Raw genomic sequence first — 16438 nt, forward strand, 5'->3', positions numbered from 1 at the left:
TCAGAGCTAATGAAAATAACAATTTCAGGAACAGGTTATGTTGGTCTTTCAAATGGTATTCTGATTGCGCAAAATCACGAAGTGGTTGCACTGGATATCGTTCAGGCCAAAGTGGACATGCTTAACAAGAAGCAGTCACCGATTGTTGATAAGGATATTGAAGAGTATCTGGCGACTAAAGATCTCAATTTCCGTGCTACGACAGATAAGTATGACGCGTATAAAAATGCCGATTACGTTATTATTGCCACGCCTACCGATTATGATCCGAAAACAAATTATTTTAATACCTCAAGCGTGGAAGCGGTCATTCGCGATGTGACAGAAATTAATCCTAATGCTGTCATGGTGATTAAATCTACAATTCCGGTAGGTTTCACCAAATCAATTAAAGAACGTCTGGGTATCGATAACCTTATTTTCTCTCCGGAATTTCTCCGTGAAGGTAAAGCTCTTTACGATAATCTCCATCCGTCACGTATTGTCATTGGTGAGCGTTCAGAACGCGCAGAACGTTTTGCTGCGTTATTACAGGAAGGCGCGATTAAGCAAAATATCCCGACCCTGTTTACCGATTCAACCGAAGCAGAAGCGATTAAACTTTTCGCTAATACCTATCTGGCGATGCGCGTAGCATACTTTAATGAACTGGATAGCTATGCAGAAAGTTTAGGTCTGAATACTCGCCAGATTATCGAAGGCGTTTGTCTCGATCCGCGAATTGGCAACCATTACAACAATCCGTCGTTTGGTTATGGTGGTTATTGTCTGCCGAAAGATACCAAGCAGTTACTGGCGAACTACCAGTCTGTGCCGAATAACCTGATTTCGGCAATTGTCGATGCTAACCGCACACGTAAAGACTTTATTGCCGATGCCATTTTGTCACGCAAACCGCAAGTGGTGGGTATTTATCGTCTGATTATGAAGAGCGGGTCAGATAACTTCCGTGCGTCTTCCATTCAGGGGATTATGAAACGTATCAAGGCGAAAGGCGTTGAAGTGATCATATACGAGCCAGTGATGAAAGAAGACTCATTCTTCAACTCTCGCCTGGAACGAGATCTCGCCACCTTCAAACAACAAGCCGACGTCATTATTTCCAACCGTATGGCAGAAGAGCTTAAGGATGTGGCAGACAAAGTCTACACCCGCGATCTCTTTGGCAGTGACTAACATCCTGTTATCAGGGCGATTTTCGCCCTGATTCTCTTATGTTCCCTTTGTAATAATTCATTATTTTTATCATTTATCCTATAGCATTCATGGCGATTATCGCTAAACTATGGCGACTTAAAATTATTTCGTCCGTTAGGGTAATGATGAGAGTAGAAAATAATAATGTTTCTGGGCAAAACCATGACCCGGAACAGATTGATTTGATTGATTTACTGGTGCAGTTGTGGCGCGGCAAGATGACAATTATCATCTCTGTCATTGTTGCTATTGCCCTGGCTATAGGGTATCTGGCCGTTGCCAAAGAAAAGTGGACTTCCACAGCTATCGTTACTCAACCTGATGTGGGGCAAATCGCTGGTTATAACAATGCCATAAATGTGATTTATGGTTCGGCAGCGCCGAAAGTGTCTGAGATCCAGTCGATGTTAATTGGTCGTTTCAGCACGACATTTTCTGCATTAGCAGAAACGCTGGATAATCAGGAAGAACCTGAAAAACTGACCATTGAGCCTACCGTTAAAAATCAGTCATTACCTTTAGCGGTTTCTTATGTGGGTGAAACACCTGAAGGTGCGCAGAAGCAGCTGGCGAAGTATATCCAGCAAGTTGACGACCAGGTAAATGAAGAACTGGAACAAGACCTGAAAGACAACATCGCGCTGCAAATGAAAAACTTGCAGGATTCTCTGAAGACGCAGGAAGTAGTCGCTCAAGAGCAGAAAGATCTGCGTATCCGTCAGATTCAGGAAGCGTTGCAGTATGCGAATCAGGCGCAGGTGACAAAGCCACAGATTCAGCAGACACAGGATGTAACCCAAGATACTATGTTCCTTTTGGGGAGCGAAGCGCTGGAGTCGATGATTAAGCATGAGGCGACCCGTCCGTTGGTGTTCTCATCAAACTACTATCAGACTCGTCAAAACCTGCTGGATATCGACAATCTTGACGTTGATAAACTTGATATTCATGCTTACCGCTATGTAATGAAACCGACGTTACCTATTCGTCGCGATAGCCCGAAAAAGGCAATTACCTTGATTCTGGCGGTGCTGCTGGGCGGCATGGTTGGCGCGGGGATTGTGTTGGGGCGTAACGCTCTGCGTAATTACAACGCGAAGTAATCTTTTCGGTTTTAAAGAAAAAGGGCAGGGTGGTGACACCTTGCCCTTTTTTTTGCCGGATGCGACAACAATATCGCATCCGCTTACTCCGCAACTCACTGATGCCGTTTACGCAGGTTCTCAATTACCGTCGTTAAATCCAGATCCTGATCCTGCAACAATACCAGCAGGTGATACATCAAATCAGATGCCTCGTTGGTCAGCTCAAAGCGGTCATGTACCGTTGCTGCCAGTGCGGTTTCCACGCCTTCTTCGCCCACTTTTTGCGCAATGCGTTTGGTGCCGCTGGCATACAGTTTGGCAGTGTAAGAGGTTTCCGGGTCGGCAGATTTGCGTTCGGCGAGCAATTGTTCCAGTTGATACAGGAACAGCCATTGGTGAGCGGTGTCGCCGAAGCAGCTGCTGGTGCCTTTGTGGCAGGTCGGACCGATGGGATTAGCCAGCACTAATAAAGTGTCGTTGTCGCAGTCCGGTGCAATACTCACCACATTGAGGAAATTGCCCGACGTTTCGCCTTTGGTCCACAGTCGCTGTTTAGTGCGCGAGAAGAAGGTGACTTTGTCGCTTTCGATGGTTTTGTCTAAGGCTTCCGGGTTCATATAGCCCAGCATTAGCACTTCGCCAGATACCGCGTGTTGCACAATCACCGGCATAAGTCCGTCGGTTTTTTCCCAGTCCAGTTCGCGACGTTGTTGTTCTGTTAACATATCCTGATCTCCACGCCCTGTGTTGCCAGGTACGCTTTTAATTCACCAATATTGATTATTTGTTTGTGGAATACGGAAGCTGCCAGCGCGCCGTCAACGTCGGCATCGCGGAAGGCTTCGAGGAAGTGTTCCATGGTGCCCGCGCCACCGGAGGCAATCAGCGGGACGTGGCAAACTTCACGCACTTTTTTCAGTTGTTCGAGGTCGTAACCGTTACGCACGCCGTCCTGATTCATCATGTTGAGGACGATTTCTCCGGCACCGCGTTTTTGCACTTCCTGTACCCAGTCGAGTGTTTCCCACTGAGTGACGCGGGTGCGGCTTTCGTCGCCGGTATATTGATTCACATGATATTTACCGGTTTCGCCGTCGTACCAGGTATCAATACCGACCACAATACACTGCACGCCAAAGCGATCCGCCAGGCGAGTAATTAACGTCGGATCCGCCAGCGCAGGCGAGTTTATGGAAATTTTATCCGCGCCAAAGGAAAGAATTTTCGCGGCGTCATCCAGCGACTTAATCCCACCCGCCACGCAGAACGGAATGTCGATCACTTCCGCCACGCGAGATACCCAGCTTTTATCTACCACGCGGCCATCGCTGGAAGCGGTGATATCGTAGAACACCAGTTCGTCTGCACCTTCTTCGGCGTAGCGTTTTGCCAGCGGCACAATATCGCCAATGATTTCATGGTTGCGAAACTGTACGCCTTTCACCACCTGACCATCACGAACGTCAAGACACGGAATTATGCGTTTTGCCAGCATGCGATGGCCTCCTTCACGGTGAATTTACCTTCCAGTAATGCCCGGCCAACTATTACGCCGCGCACGCCAGTGCCACGCAGAGCCGCGACATCTTCAATGTTGCCAATACCGCCGGAGGACTGAAACGCCACCTGTGGATATCTGGCGCAGACTTCTTCATATAAAGAGACGTTAGAACCTGCCAGCGTGCCGTCGCGCGAGATATCGGTACACAGCACATGTTTCAGGCCGACGGGCAGATAGGTTTCCACCAGTTGTTCCAGCGAAACGCCTGAGTTCTCTTGCCAGCCGCTGACTGCCACCTGTTTGTTGCCTTGCTCGTCAATACGGACATCCAGCGCCAGCACTAAGGCATCGGCTCCGAAGCGTTCAAACCAGCCTTTCACCACATCAGGTGATTTCACCGCGGTGGAGCCAACCACCACGCGCGCAACGCCTGCTTCCAGTAACGCCGCCACGTCTTCTTCGCTACGCACGCCGCCGCCAACCTGCACCGGAACGTTAACGCCCGCGACCAGGGTTTTAATCAGCGGGATTTGACGTTTAGCCGGATCTTTTGCCCCGGTCAGATCCACCAGGTGCAGCACTTCAGCACCTTGGGCGGCGTAATCCTGTAAGCGCGGCAGCGGGTCGTTGCCATAATCACGCTGCTTGCCGTAATCGCCCTGATGGAGACGCACCACGGTGCCGTCGATTAAATCTAATGCCGGAATAATCATCACATCTCCAGGAAGTTTTTCAGCAACTTAGCGCCAGCGGCACCGGAGCGTTCCGGGTGGAACTGCACGCCATAGAAGTTATCTTTTTGTACCGCCGCGGTGAACGGTTCGCCGTAGTTGCACTGGGCGATGGTCCACGGATTGACCGGCATGGCGTAGCTGTGAACAAAGTAAAAGTACGCGCCGTCTTCAATCCCCTGAAACAGGCGGTTGCCAGCCTGTGGGTAAACGCGGTTCCAGCCCATATGCGGCAATGGCAGACCAAAGTCGGTCATTTTCGGTACATCTTCGTCGATGATGCCCAGCAAATCGATGCCGTTGCTCTCTTCGCTGCGTCGCCCCAGCAGTTGCATTCCTAAACAGATGCCCAGCACCGGTTGAGTACAGGCTTTGATGAGATCAAACAGTTCGCGCTCACGCACCTGATCCATCGCCGCTTGCGCGGTGCCAACGCCGGGTAAAAACAGTTTATCGGCCAGCAACACGACGTCCGGGTCACGGCTGACCTTTGGTTCATAGCCGTGACGCGCAATGGCAGACTTCACCGAGTTCAGGTTGGCGCAGCCGGTATCAAGGATCACCACGTTCATTACAGCACTCCTTTCGACGAGGGCAGGGTGTCGCCTTCCACGCGGATGGCCTGGCGCAGGGTGCGACCAAAGGCTTTGAACAGACTCTCCACACGGTGGTGATCGTTTTTACCTTTGGTTTTCAGGTGCAGGGTCACGCCCATGGTGTAAGAGAGTGAACGGAAGAAGTGTTCGATCATTTCGGTGCTGAGATCGCCCACGCGCTGGTAGGTAAACTCAGCTTTATATTCCAGGTGCGGGCGACCAGAGATATCCAGCGCGCAGCGTGCGAGGCATTCATCCATCGGCAAGACAAAACCAAACCGGCAGATGCCGCGTTTGTCGCCAAGGGCAATTTTTAACGCTTCGCCCAGCGCCAGCCCGGTATCTTCGACGGTGTGGTGATCGTCAATATAGAGATCGCCTTTGACATTGATTTCCATACGGAAACCACCGTGGGTGGCAATCTGATCCAGCATGTGATCAAAGAAACCAACACCAGTGTTAATCTTGCTGCCACCTTCGCGATCCAGCCACACCTGAACGTCAATCTGCGTCTCTTTGGTGTTGCGCACTACGTGGGCATAACGATTGCGTTTAGTGAGTTGCTCACCAATCATCGGCCAGTTCAGGGTTTCGCGGTTGTAGCGTAAACCATTAATACCCATGTTTTCAGCAAGTTGAATATCGGTCGCACGATCGCCAATCACGTAACTGCTGGCGCGATCCATCGCCTGCTCAGCGAGATAACGCTCCACCAGTTTTACCTTCGGCTTGCGGCAGTCACATTCATCGTCGGGCAGGTGCGGGCAAATCAGCACTTCATCAAACTGCACGCCTTGCGAGGTAAAGATCTGCATCATCAGATTGTGCGGGCCATCGAAATCCGCCTGCGGGAAACGTTGTGTTCCAAGACCATCCTGGTTGGTGATCATCACCAGCTTATAGCCTGCTTTTTGCAGCTTCAGCAGTTCCGGGATCACGCCCGGTTCAAAGGCGAGTTTGTCAAAACGGTCCACCTGAAAATCACTCGGCGGCTCGCTAATCAGGGTTCCATCGCGATCGATAAAAAGATACTTCTGACTCATCAAACTTGCTCCGCACGTAAGGCGTCAATGACGCGCTGGCTTTCTTCACGGGTTCCGACGGTAATTCGCAGGCAGCCGCTTAAAGAGGGTTGTTTATTCTGATCACGTAAGATAATGCCCTGATCCCACAAAGATTTAAACACTGCGCTGGAGGCTTTAAAGCGTGCCAGAATGTAGTTGGTTTCGGAGTCGAAAACCTGCTCCACGCAGGGGATCTCTTTCAGTGCGGCAATCAGGTATTCGCGTTCTGCAATAATTTGCGCCACCCGTTCGCGCATGGCGACGATCCCCTGCGGGCTTAACGCCTGTGCCGCAATGTCGGCAACCGGCGTTGAGAGTGGGTAGGGGGCGATCACTTTCATCAGCAGGTTGATGACTTCTTCGTTTGCCAGCGTAAACCCACAACGGAGACCCGCCAGAGCAAAAGCTTTCGAAAGGGTGCGCAAAATAGCCAGGTGCGGATATTCCGCCAGCCAGCCCGCCAGCGATGCCTGCGGGCAAAACTCAATATAGGCTTCATCGGCAACCACAATGGCTTTTCCGCGGGTTAACTCCAGCAGAGTGCGAAAATCTTGCGGATTGATCAGTTGCCCGGTCGGGTTGTTAGGGCTGCAAACATAAACCACTTTCACGCCGTCCAGCTTGTCGGAAATCCCCTGCAAGTCCAGTTGCCAGTTTTCCAGCGTCGGCACCGTGCGACACTCGACGCCAATGGTTTCGGCGCTGACGCTGTACATGCCGTACGTTGGCGGGCAATAGAGGATGGCATCTTTACCCGGTTCACAAAAGGCGCGAATCAGTAGTTCAATGCCTTCGTCTGCGCCGCGACTGACCAGCACTTGTTCCGGTTTTACGCCGGCATATTGCGCGTAATTTTCAATAACCGCTTTTGGCTGACATTCCGGATAGCGGTTGAGCGTTTGCTGAGTGAGCTGAAACTCCACGGCTGTAGGATATTCGTTGGCGTTCAGCCAGACATCGCCGTTACCGCCCAGTCGACGCGCTGACTGATATGGCGTCAGGTTGCGGACGTTTTCACGCGCTAAATCGGTAATAGTCACGGTGCTCATGCTTGCTCCTTAAGGGCGTTGACACGTAAAGTCACGGCATTTTTGTGGGCTGTCAGGCGTTCGGCGGTAGCCAGCGTTTCAATGGTCGAAGCCAACGCAGAGAAACCCTCTTTCGACAATTCCTGCACGGTCATGCGCTTCTGGAAATCCGCCAGTCCGAGGCTGGAACAGGTGGCGGTGTAACCGTAAGTCGGCAGCACGTGGTTGGTGCCGGAGGCGTAGTCACCTGCCGATTCCGGTGACCAGTCACCAAGAAATACCGAACCGGCGCTGGTGATGCTATCGACCAGTTCGCGGGCGTTGCGGGTTTGAATAATCAGGTGTTCCGGGCCGTACTGATTGGAGATTGTCACGCACTGCGCTAAATCGTTGGTCACAATCAGGCGGCTGGTGAGCAGTGCCTGGCGTGCAGTTTCAGCACGCGGTAACTCTGCAAGTTGACGTTCTACAGCTTCGGCAACGCGGCGTGCCATATCGGCGTCGGGCGTCAGTAAGATCACCTGTGAATCCGGGCCGTGCTCAGCCTGAGAGAGCAAATCTGAAGCCACGAAGTCCGGCGTTGCGCCGCTATCGGCAATCACCAGCACTTCCGACGGGCCTGCGGGCATATCGATTGCTGCACCGTCCAGACGCTGGCTCACCTGACGTTTCGCTTCAGTCACAAAGGCGTTACCCGGTCCGAAAATTTTGTCCACTTTTGGTACGGATTCAGTACCAAAGGCCAGTGCGGCAATGGCTTGTGCGCCGCCGACGTTAAATACATCCTGCACGCCGCACAGTTGCGCCGCGTAGAGGATCTCATCGGCAATCGGCGGCGGTGAGCACAGCACCACTTTATTACAACCTGCAATACGCGCTGGAGTCGCCAGCATTAATACGGTTGAGAAGAGTGGGGCAGAGCCGCCAGGAATATACAAACCCACTGAAGCTACCGGGCGGGTGACCTGCTGGCAACGTACGCCTGGCTGGGTTTCGATATCTACCGTCGGCAGTTTTTGCGCATTGTGGAAGGTTTCAATGTTCTTTACTGCTACCGCCATCGCCTGTTTCAGGTCGTCGCTCAGGCGTTCGCAGGCTGCGGCGATTTCTTCAGCAGACACTTTCAGCGCGGTAACCTTGGTTTTATCAAACTTCGCGCTGTATTCCCGTAAGGCGTCATCGCCGCGTGCTTTCACGTTATCTAAAATTTCACGGACGATACGGGTGATGCTTTCAGAGGCGGAGATCGCCGGGCGCATTAACAGTTGGCGTTGTTGCTCCGCAGTACAGCTATTCCAGTCAATGATTGTGTTAAAGCTCATGGCTATTACTCCATCATCTTCTCAATTGGCAGGACCAGAATCGAACTCGCGCCCAGTTCCTTCAGTTTTTCCATCGTTTCCCAGAACAGGGTTTCGCTACTCACCATGTGCATGGCGACGCGCTGTTGATCACCCGCCAGCGGCAGAATGGTTGGTCGTTCGGCACCTGGCAGCAGGGCGATGACATCATCCAGACGCTCGGTTGGTGCATGCATCATGATGTATTTCGATTCACGCGCCTGAATTACGCCCTGAATACGGGTCAGTAGCTTGTCGATTAGTTGCTGTTTGGATTCTTCCATTTCACCATCGCGCTGGATCAGGCAGGCTTTCGAGCGGTAGATAACTTCCACTTCGCGCAGGCCGTTGGCCTCCAGGGTGGCACCGGTGGAAACCAGATCGCAAATCGCATCCGCCAGTCCGGCGCGCGGGGCAACTTCGACAGAACCGTTCAATAAGCAGGATTTGAAAGAGATACCTTTCTGGTCGAGATAACGCTTGAGCAAGTGAGGATAAGAGGTGGCGATACGTTTACCGTTTAAGGAGAGCGGGCCGTCCCAGGCTTCATCAACGGGCGTTGCCAGTGAAAGGCGACAGCCACCGAAATCAAGACGGCGCAGGGTAAAGTAGCGCGGATCTTCACCCTGGGCGCGGCGGTTGAGCAACTCTTCTTCCAGTACGTTCTCACCGATGATCCCGAGGTCTACCACGCCATCCATTACCAGACCGGGAATGTCGTCGTCACGCACGCGCAGAATATCAATCGGCATGTTTTCTGCCATCGCGATCAGGCGCTGGGTGTGAAGATTAATTTTAATGCCGCAGCGCGCCAGCAATTCGCGTGAATCATCACTTAAACGGCCGGATTTTTGCATAGCTATGCGTAAACGAGTGTTGTCTGTCATTTTCTTATTCCTCTTTTAACCTGTCTGAATCGTTATCAACCGCGCAATAAAAAAGCCCCCGGAAGGTGATCTTCCGGGGGCTTTCTCATGCGTTCATGCACCACTGGAAGATCTGAATGTCTTCCAGCACACATCGCCTGAAAGACTAGTCAGGATGATGGTGATGATGGTGGTGTTTAAATTGAACGCGTGTCATAAAAATCTCTGTGAATGTTTATTCAACTGATGCCTTTTAACCTAAACCACTTTCACGATAGAAAGCAAGGGCTTTTTTATATATTTTGCGGTGATAGATTTGTTTAATGAATGAGCAGGGAAAGAAGGGCGCTAAGAGTGACTACGTTAAAAAAAGTAATCGTGAAAACATGTTTTAAAACCCTCAAGAACATTGTGTTCTGTAACTAAAGTGGCCTTTGTTCATGCCGGATGCGGCGTGAACGCCTTATCTGGCCTACAAATGTTGCCTAAATTCAATATATTGGTGTTTTTGTAGGCCTGATAAGCGGAGCGCATCAGGCAATTGTACATTTGCTAACAGTTTCGATTCATTCATAGAATGAATTGTCAGTTTTGATACGCTGGCGTAGCCTTATAGATCTAAGGTGTATCAGGAGAAAACGGATGAAAAAGGTCGCAATTGTCGGGTTAGGGTGGTTAGGTATGCCGCTGGCGATGTCACTTTCAGCGCGGGGCTGGCAAGTCACCGGGAGTAAAACCACACAAGATGGCGTCGAAGCGGCCCGAATGAGTGGGATTGATAGCTATACGCTTCGCATGGATCCCGAGTTAGTTTGCGATTCTGACGATCTGGATGCCCTGATGGATGCTGATGCGTTGGTCATTACGCTTCCGGCGCGACGCAGCGGTCCTGGCGACGAGTTCTATTTGCAGGCAGTGCAAGAGTTGGTAGACAGCGCGCTGGCTCACCATATTCCCCGCATTATTTTCACCAGTTCAACCTCTGTCTATGGCGATACGCAAGGCATAGTAAAAGAAACCACACCACGCAATCCCGTGACCAACAGTGGACGAGTGTTAAAAGAACTCGAAGACTGGCTGCACAATTTACCTGGAACTTCGGTCGATATTTTGCGTCTTGCTGGCCTGGTGGGGCCGGGGCGTCATCCAGGGCGCTTCTTTGCCGGAAAAACTGCGCCAGACGGTGAACATGGTGTCAATTTAGTTCACCTGGAAGATGTTATTGGCGCTATCACTCTGTTGTTACAGGCACCTAAAGGCGGACACATCTATAATATATGTGCGCCAGCTCACCCTGCGCGTAATGTTTTCTATCCGCAGATGGCCCGTTTACTGGGGCTGGAACCTCCGCAGTTCAGAAACAGCCTGGACAGCGGCAAAGGTAAAATTATTGATGGCAGCCGGATCTGTAATGAATTGGGATTTGAATACCAGTATCCCGATCCACTGGTAATGCCGCTGGAGTAAAGCATCACGCCAGCAGAATGCCGCATACACCGCAAGGGGGCGTGTATGAAACCACTGCTGGATGTGTTGATGATCCTCGATGCCTTAGAAAAAGAGGGCAGTTTTGCGGCGGCGTCAGCCAAACTGTACAAGACGCCGTCTGCGCTGAGTTACACCGTTCATAAGCTGGAAAGTGATCTTAATATTCAATTGCTTGATCGCAGCGGTCACCGCGCTAAATTCACCCGCACCGGAAAAATGTTATTAGAGAAAGGGCGGGAAATTCTTCACACTGTTCATGAGCTGGAAAAACAGGCAATAAAACTTCACGAAGGCTGGGAGAACGAGCTGATTATCGGGGTTGATGACACCTTTCCTTTTTCTCTGCTTGCGCCGCTTATTGAACTCTTTTATCAACATCACAGTGTAACGCGGTTGAAATTTATCAATGGCGTGCTCGGTGGTTCCTGGGAGGCGCTGACCCAGGGCCGGGCAGATATTATTGTCGGCGCTATGCACGAGCCGCCATCTTCCAGCGAATTTGGTTTTTCTCGTCTGGGGGATCTGGAGCAAGTGTTCGTTGTGGCACCCCATCATCCGTTAGCGCTGGAAGAAGAACCGTTAAATCGACGAATCATTAAACGATATCGGGCGATAGTCGTCGGTGACACTGCGCAGGCAGCCGCGTCTACAGCTTCACAAATACTTGATGAACAAGAAGCCATTACCGTATTTGATTTTAAAACCAAGCTGGAGCTGCAAATCAGTGGTCTTGGTTGTGGTTATTTACCCCGTTATCTGGCGCAACGCTTTCTTGATAGTGGTGCGTTAATCGAGAAGAAAGTGGTCGCGCAAACCCTCTTTGAACCTGTCTGGATTGGCTGGAACGAACAAACCGCAGGGCTTGCCAGTGCGTGGTGGCGAGACGAGATTTTAGCAAATAGTGCTATCGCCGGTGTTTATGCAAAATCTGGTGACGGAAAATCAGCCATTTAAATAAAAAATCATCTGTCAAGCCCCTCATTCTCTTGTCATTTACCCCCCATTTAGGCACAATGCGCCGCTGTCAAAAAATGACTAAAAACCGACGTTTTATCCGCGTCGGTTATTTTTTGCTTCAAACCAATCATTCATACCAAGAGGCCGGGCTTCGTACCGGATAGATATTTACTAAAAATCGACAGTTGTTGTCGCTGAGGAATCCAAAAAAATGGGGCAATTTTTTGCTTACGCGACGGTTATCACCGTAAAGGAGAATAACCATGTCGCATAACGTTACTCCAAACACCTCTCGCGTGGAATTGCGTAAAACGCTTACGTTAGTTCCGGTTGTAATGATGGGTCTTGCCTATATGCAGCCGATGACGCTGTTTGATACTTTTGGTATCGTTTCAGGCCTCACGGATGGTCATGTGCCGACAGCCTATGCGTTCGCATTGATTGCGATCCTGTTCACGGCTCTGAGCTACGGGAAGTTGGTTCGCCGCTATCCTTCTGCTGGCTCTGCGTACACTTACGCCCAGAAATCTATTAGCCCGACCGTTGGCTTTATGGTGGGTTGGTCTTCTCTGCTCGACTATCTGTTCGCGCCGATGATCAACATCCTGTTGGCGAAAATCTATTTTGAAGCTCTGGTGCCTTCCATCCCATCGTGGATGTTTGTGGTGGCGCTGGTGGCCTTTATGACTGCCTTTAACCTGCGTAGCCTGAAATCCGTAGCGAACTTCAACACCGTCATTGTGGTGTTGCAGATTGTGCTGATCGCGGTGATTCTGGGCATGGTGGTCTACGGCGTATTTGAAGGTGAAGGCGCTGGTACGTTGGCGAGCACCCGTCCGTTCTGGTCTGGCGATGCGCATGTCATCCCGATGATTACCGGTGCGACGATCCTGTGCTTCTCCTTTACCGGTTTTGACGGCATCAGCAACCTGTCGGAAGAAACCAAAGATGCAGAGCGCGTGATCCCGCGTGCGATTTTCCTGACCGCGCTGATCGGCGGTATGATCTTCATCTTTGCGACCTACTTCCTGCAACTGTACTTCCCGGATATCTCTCGCTTTAAAGATCCGGATGCGTCACAGCCTGAAATCATGCTGTATGTTGCGGGTAAAGCGTTCCAGGTTGGCGCGTTGATCTTCTCCACCATTACCGTACTGGCGTCTGGTATGGCGGCGCACGCAGGTGTAGCGCGTCTGATGTACGTGATGGGGCGTGACGGCGTGTTCCCGAAAAGTTTCTTCGGTTATGTACACCCGAAATGGCGTACTCCGGCGATGAACATCATCCTGGTTGGTGCGATTGCTCTGCTGGCAATCAACTTTGACCTGGTAATGGCAACGGCGCTGATTAACTTTGGTGCGCTGGTGGCGTTCACCTTCGTTAACCTGTCGGTTATCTCGCAGTTCTGGATCCGTGAGAAGCGTAACAAGACGCTGAAAGATCACTTCCAGTATCTGTTCCTGCCGATGTGTGGTGCGCTGACCGTTGGTGCGCTGTGGGTTAACCTGGAAGAAAGCTCGATGGTTCTGGGGCTGATCTGGGCGGCTATCGGTCTGATTTACCTGGCTTGCGTAACTAAGAGCTTCCGCAACCCGGTTCCGCAGTACGAAGACGTTGCATAATTTTATAAAACCGGATGGTGTCATCATCCGGTAAGTCTCAAAAAGCCGGAGTTTAACGCTCCGGCTTTTTTGTATCAGACGATCTCTTCCGCGTACTGCCAAAGCGCCTTTAACAGTGCCACTTTCTCTTTATCATCGGCATATTGCTGCGCCAGCATCTGCAGTTCATCAGCATAGCCTTGCAAAAACTCTGGAGTGAAGACCTGACGGCGATGCTCCAGCCAGCGTTGCTGTTCGGCGTAATCTAACGTGCCGGGGAAGTTACGCGCCCGATAATTGAACAACAGCTTCTCTATGCGTTTATCGACAAAGGTGATATCCAGTGCCGGTAAGTTACGTGGCTCGGTTTCCAGCACAATTTTCATTGCCGCGCGATCGGCGTCACTGAAAAAGCCATTATAAAGCTGGGCATCCACGTTATCTGAAGGCATAAACGGTTCGGCTTCAGCAAATATTGCCACCACTTTTTCGCGCACTTGCGGGTTTTCACGCAAAATTTTCAGGTTATCAAGGCAATGCTGACGATTAATTCCCAGACGGTCGGCATCCTCCGGGCGAAGTGTATTCGCCTGTGCCAGCACCGGACATTTATTAATATGCACCAGCTTAACCGGGACTGCGGCGTTATTGCCCAGATCGGCTTTTGCGGTATACAGACGCTCGCGCAGCATGTCGCTATCCAGTTCCAGTAATGGCGAAATATCTCCAGCTAAATCCACCATAATCACGGCATTGCGATTTTCAGGATGCCACGCCAGCGGCGCAACCCAACTGGTATTGCCGCGCCACGCACCAAACATGCCGGAAACGTGCACCAGTGGTTTCATCTGTGGCACATCAATCAATGCCATCAGTTTGTGCTTATTACGATGGGTAAAGAGATAATCAAACAGGCGTGGCTGACGCGTTTTCACCAGCTTCGCCATCGCGATAGTGGCGTATACATCGGCCATCGCATCGTGGGCGTTGCTATGCTCTATACCATTCGCTTTGGTTAAATGTTCAAGACGAAAACTCGGCAGACCGTCATCATTTTCAGGCCAGTTGATCCCCTCCGGACGTAGGGCATAACAGGCACGCATGACGTCCAGCAGATCCCAGCGAGAGTTATCATGCTGCCAGCTCCAGGCATAGGGATCGTAGAAATTACGATAAAAAACATTGCGCGTGACTTCGTCGTCGAAACGAACATTGTTGTAACCAAGAATGCAGGTTTTCGGTACGGTAAAAAGCGAGTGGATGCGGGCGGCAAAGGCGGCTTCGTTTTCTCCTTTCGCCCGTGCTTCCTGCGGTGTGATGCCGGTGATTAACACCGCCCCTGGTTGAGGTAAATAATCATCAGCAGGTTTGCAGTAAAAGACTTCTGGTTCGCCAATGATATTGAATTCGCTATCGGTGCGAATGGCGGCAAACTGCGCAGGGCGATCTAACGCGGGGTGCGTGCCAAAGGTTTCGTAATCGTGAAACAAAAAGGTAGATTGTTGCTTACCGTCATTCATCATTAGGTTAAATCCGTTATTTCTGCTGTATGCCAGAGTACCAAATATCACAACGCTAATCAGCTTTAGAGCGACAATTTGGCAGCGTGTGGAAACAGATAATGTCAGATTAAAATGAGATAAATGTCACATTTTCTTGCACTTTATTCCAGCCAGTTCATCAGGATTTCCGTAAAAAGAACAGCTATTTGAAACTCCTGAGGATTTGCTGTTGAAACGCCGTCTTGTTATTGCTGCTTCTTTGTTCGTTTTTAATTTATCGTCTGCTTTTGCAGCAGAAAATATTCCTTTTTCACCCCAGCCTCCAGAAATTCATGCGGGGTCATGGGTATTGATGGATTACACAACCGGACAGATCCTCACGGCGGGTAATGAGCATCAACAACGTAATCCTGCCAGCCTGACTAAGCTGATGACTGGCTATGTCGTTGATCGTGCTATCGATAGTCATCGCATTACACCAGACGATATTGTCACTGTGGGTCGTGATGCGTGGGCAAAAGATAACCCGGTATTTGTCGGTTCTTCACTGATGTTTTTGAAAGAGGGGGATCGCGTATCGGTACGTGATTTAAGCCGTGGATTAATTGTCGACTCCGGCAATGATGCTTGTGTTGCGCTGGCTGATTATATTGCTGGTGGGCAACGGCAGTTTGTTGAAATGATGAACAATTACGCCGAGAAGTTGCATCTAAAGGATACGCATTTTGAAACGGTACATGGTCTGGATGCGCCGGGTCAGCATAGTTCAGCCTACGATTTAGCCGTACTTTCGCGCGCCATCATTCATGGTGAACCTGAGTTTTATCATATGTACAGTGAGAAAAGCCTCACCTGGAACGGCATCACCCAGCAAAACCGTAACGGCTTATTATGGGATAAAACCATGAATGTCGATGGCCTGAAAACCGGACATACTTCCGGGGCCGGGTTTAATCTCATTGCTTCGGCTGTGGATGGTCAGCGTCGACTCATTGCGGTGGTGATGGGGGCTGAAAGCGCAAAAGGTCGTGAAGAAGAGGCGAGAAAGCTACTGCGTTGGGGACAACAGAACTTTACTACGGTGCAAATTTTACATCGTGGGAAAAAGATTGGCACAGAACGCATCTGGTATGGCGATAAAGAAAAGATTGCGCTTGGAACCGAACAAGAGTTCTGGATGGTGCTGCCAAAAGCGGAGATTCCGAATATCAAAGCAAAATACACCCTTAATGATAAAGAACTGACCGCGCCAATTAATGCCCATCAGCAGGTTGGGGAAATTGAACTTTACGATCGGGATAAACAGGTGGCGCACTGGCCGCTGGTCACCCTGGAATCCGTCAGTGAAGGCGGCATGTTTTCCCGGTTGAGCGATTATTTCCACCATAAGGCCTGACCTTTCTTTTGCAGCAGACTGGCAGGAGTGCGAGTCTGCTCGCATAATCAACACTCATTCCTTGTGGTTTTTATATTGCAAATGTA

At 50.6% G+C, this 16438-nt stretch carries 17 protein-coding genes and 1 other annotated feature; of the genes, 7 read left to right on the forward strand and 10 right to left on the reverse strand.

Features of this window, described 5'->3' with window-relative positions:
- Positions 1-9: 9 nt before the first annotated feature.
- Together ugd and wzzB are read left to right on the forward strand one after the other, a co-directional pair.
- Entirely contained in the window at positions 10-1176 is a 1167-nt protein-coding gene (ugd, locus tag C1192_RS01755; RefSeq protein WP_038355114.1) for a UDP-glucose 6-dehydrogenase, read from the forward strand.
- A 146-nt stretch (positions 1177-1322) separates the two neighbouring features.
- Complete coding sequence (gene wzzB / locus C1192_RS01760) at positions 1323-2300, forward strand: LPS O-antigen chain length determinant protein WzzB (RefSeq protein WP_001346883.1); 978 nt, start codon at positions 1323-1325, stop codon at positions 2298-2300.
- A gap of 95 nt (positions 2301-2395) precedes the next feature.
- Here the strand turns inward: wzzB and hisIE are convergent, their stop codons facing one another.
- From hisIE to hisL, 9 genes are all read right to left on the reverse strand, one after another.
- Positions 2396-3007, reverse strand: a complete 612-nt coding sequence (hisIE, locus tag C1192_RS01765; RefSeq protein WP_038355112.1) for a bifunctional phosphoribosyl-AMP cyclohydrolase/phosphoribosyl-ATP diphosphatase HisIE — start codon at positions 3005-3007, stop codon at positions 2396-2398.
- On the reverse strand, positions 3001-3777 hold the full coding sequence (gene hisF / locus C1192_RS01770; protein WP_000880161.1) for an imidazole glycerol phosphate synthase subunit HisF: 777 nt from the start codon (positions 3775-3777) through the stop codon (positions 3001-3003). Before hisF ends, hisIE begins: the two co-directional genes overlap by 7 nt.
- Positions 3759-4496, reverse strand: a complete 738-nt coding sequence (gene hisA, locus C1192_RS01775) for a 1-(5-phosphoribosyl)-5-[(5-phosphoribosylamino)methylideneamino]imidazole-4-carboxamide isomerase (protein WP_038355111.1) — start codon at positions 4494-4496, stop codon at positions 3759-3761. The genes hisF and hisA overlap by 19 nt, the downstream gene beginning before the upstream one ends.
- On the reverse strand, positions 4496-5086 hold the full coding sequence (gene hisH / locus C1192_RS01780) for an imidazole glycerol phosphate synthase subunit HisH (protein ID WP_001103550.1): 591 nt from the start codon (positions 5084-5086) through the stop codon (positions 4496-4498). The genes hisA and hisH overlap by 1 nt, the downstream gene beginning before the upstream one ends.
- A complete protein-coding gene (hisB, locus tag C1192_RS01785) occupies positions 5086-6153 on the reverse strand; it encodes a bifunctional histidinol-phosphatase/imidazoleglycerol-phosphate dehydratase HisB (RefSeq protein WP_038355110.1) in 1068 nt (355 codons plus the stop codon). The genes hisH and hisB overlap by 1 nt, the downstream gene beginning before the upstream one ends.
- Positions 6153-7223, reverse strand: coding sequence for a histidinol-phosphate transaminase (gene hisC, locus C1192_RS01790; RefSeq protein WP_000108967.1), 1071 nt, complete (start codon positions 7221-7223; stop codon positions 6153-6155). The genes hisB and hisC overlap by 1 nt, the downstream gene beginning before the upstream one ends.
- On the reverse strand, positions 7220-8524 hold the full coding sequence (gene hisD / locus C1192_RS01795) for a histidinol dehydrogenase (RefSeq protein WP_038355109.1): 1305 nt from the start codon (positions 8522-8524) through the stop codon (positions 7220-7222). The genes hisC and hisD overlap by 4 nt, the downstream gene beginning before the upstream one ends.
- A 5-nt stretch (positions 8525-8529) precedes the next feature.
- Positions 8530-9429, reverse strand: coding sequence for an ATP phosphoribosyltransferase (gene hisG, locus C1192_RS01800; RefSeq protein WP_000131781.1), 900 nt, complete (start codon positions 9427-9429; stop codon positions 8530-8532).
- A gap of 46 nt (positions 9430-9475) precedes the next feature.
- Positions 9476-9599 (reverse strand) — a sequence feature (His leader region).
- Positions 9575-9625, reverse strand: coding sequence for a his operon leader peptide (gene hisL, locus C1192_RS01810; RefSeq protein WP_001364200.1), 51 nt, complete (start codon positions 9623-9625; stop codon positions 9575-9577). It overlaps the preceding feature by 25 nt.
- A 425-nt stretch (positions 9626-10050) precedes the next feature.
- On the opposite strand from hisL, the gene C1192_RS01815 reads away from it, so the two are divergent.
- The 4 genes from C1192_RS01815 to plaP all read left to right on the forward strand — a co-directional run bounded on the left by C1192_RS01815 (position 10051) and on the right by plaP (position 13475).
- Positions 10051-10875, forward strand: coding sequence for an SDR family oxidoreductase (locus C1192_RS01815; RefSeq protein ID WP_038355108.1), 825 nt, complete (start codon positions 10051-10053; stop codon positions 10873-10875).
- Positions 10876-10920: 45 nt separating this feature from the next.
- Entirely contained in the window at positions 10921-11850 is a 930-nt protein-coding gene (locus C1192_RS01820; protein ID WP_000803328.1) for a LysR substrate-binding domain-containing protein, read from the forward strand.
- A gap of 214 nt (positions 11851-12064) precedes the next feature.
- Positions 12065-12127, forward strand: a complete 63-nt coding sequence (yoeI, locus tag C1192_RS01825; RefSeq protein ID WP_097433929.1) for a membrane protein YoeI — start codon at positions 12065-12067, stop codon at positions 12125-12127.
- Positions 12117-13475: a putrescine/proton symporter PlaP gene (plaP, locus tag C1192_RS01830; protein ID WP_000019194.1), complete on the forward strand. Its 1359-nt coding sequence runs from the start codon at positions 12117-12119 to the stop codon at positions 13473-13475. Before yoeI ends, plaP begins: the two co-directional genes overlap by 11 nt.
- 74 nt (positions 13476-13549) lie before the next feature.
- On the opposite strand, the gene sbcB is transcribed toward plaP, so the two are convergent.
- Positions 13550-14977, reverse strand: coding sequence for an exodeoxyribonuclease I (sbcB, locus tag C1192_RS01835; protein ID WP_001516606.1), 1428 nt, complete (start codon positions 14975-14977; stop codon positions 13550-13552).
- Between the two features lie 208 nt (positions 14978-15185).
- Here sbcB and dacD point away from each other — a divergent pair, with 208 nt between their 5' ends.
- A complete protein-coding gene (gene dacD / locus C1192_RS01840; protein WP_001516605.1) occupies positions 15186-16352 on the forward strand; it encodes a serine-type D-Ala-D-Ala carboxypeptidase DacD in 1167 nt (388 codons plus the stop codon).
- Positions 16353-16438: the final 86 nt, after the last annotated feature.

Source organism: Escherichia marmotae (assembly GCF_002900365.1).
In the GTDB taxonomy this organism is placed as follows: Bacteria; Pseudomonadota; Gammaproteobacteria; order Enterobacterales; family Enterobacteriaceae; genus Escherichia; species Escherichia marmotae.

Excerpts from the sequence above, each read along its gene's own strand:
- ugd (WP_038355114.1), top strand. The coding sequence starts at position 10 with ATGAAAATAACAATTTCAGGAACAGGTTATGTTGGTCTTTCAAATGGT.
- wzzB (WP_001346883.1), top strand. The coding sequence starts at position 1,323 with ATGAGAGTAGAAAATAATAATGTTTCTGGGCAAAACCATGACCCGGAA.
- hisIE (WP_038355112.1), bottom strand. The coding sequence starts at position 3,007 with ATGTTAACAGAACAACAACGTCGCGAACTGGACTGGGAAAAAACCGAC.
- hisF (WP_000880161.1), bottom strand. The coding sequence starts at position 3,777 with ATGCTGGCAAAACGCATAATTCCGTGTCTTGACGTTCGTGATGGTCAG.
- hisA (WP_038355111.1), bottom strand. The coding sequence starts at position 4,496 with ATGATTATTCCGGCATTAGATTTAATCGACGGCACCGTGGTGCGTCTC.
- hisH (WP_001103550.1), bottom strand. The coding sequence starts at position 5,086 with ATGAACGTGGTGATCCTTGATACCGGCTGCGCCAACCTGAACTCGGTG.
- hisB (WP_038355110.1), bottom strand. The coding sequence starts at position 6,153 with ATGAGTCAGAAGTATCTTTTTATCGATCGCGATGGAACCCTGATTAGC.
- hisC (WP_000108967.1), bottom strand. The coding sequence starts at position 7,223 with ATGAGCACCGTGACTATTACCGATTTAGCGCGTGAAAACGTCCGCAAC.
- hisD (WP_038355109.1), bottom strand. The coding sequence starts at position 8,524 with ATGAGCTTTAACACAATCATTGACTGGAATAGCTGTACTGCGGAGCAA.
- hisG (WP_000131781.1), bottom strand. The coding sequence starts at position 9,429 with ATGACAGACAACACTCGTTTACGCATAGCTATGCAAAAATCCGGCCGT.
- C1192_RS01815 (WP_038355108.1), top strand. The coding sequence starts at position 10,051 with ATGAAAAAGGTCGCAATTGTCGGGTTAGGGTGGTTAGGTATGCCGCTG.
- C1192_RS01820 (WP_000803328.1), top strand. The coding sequence starts at position 10,921 with ATGAAACCACTGCTGGATGTGTTGATGATCCTCGATGCCTTAGAAAAA.
- plaP (WP_000019194.1), top strand. The coding sequence starts at position 12,117 with ATGTCGCATAACGTTACTCCAAACACCTCTCGCGTGGAATTGCGTAAA.
- sbcB (WP_001516606.1), bottom strand. The coding sequence starts at position 14,977 with ATGATGAATGACGGTAAGCAACAATCTACCTTTTTGTTTCACGATTAC.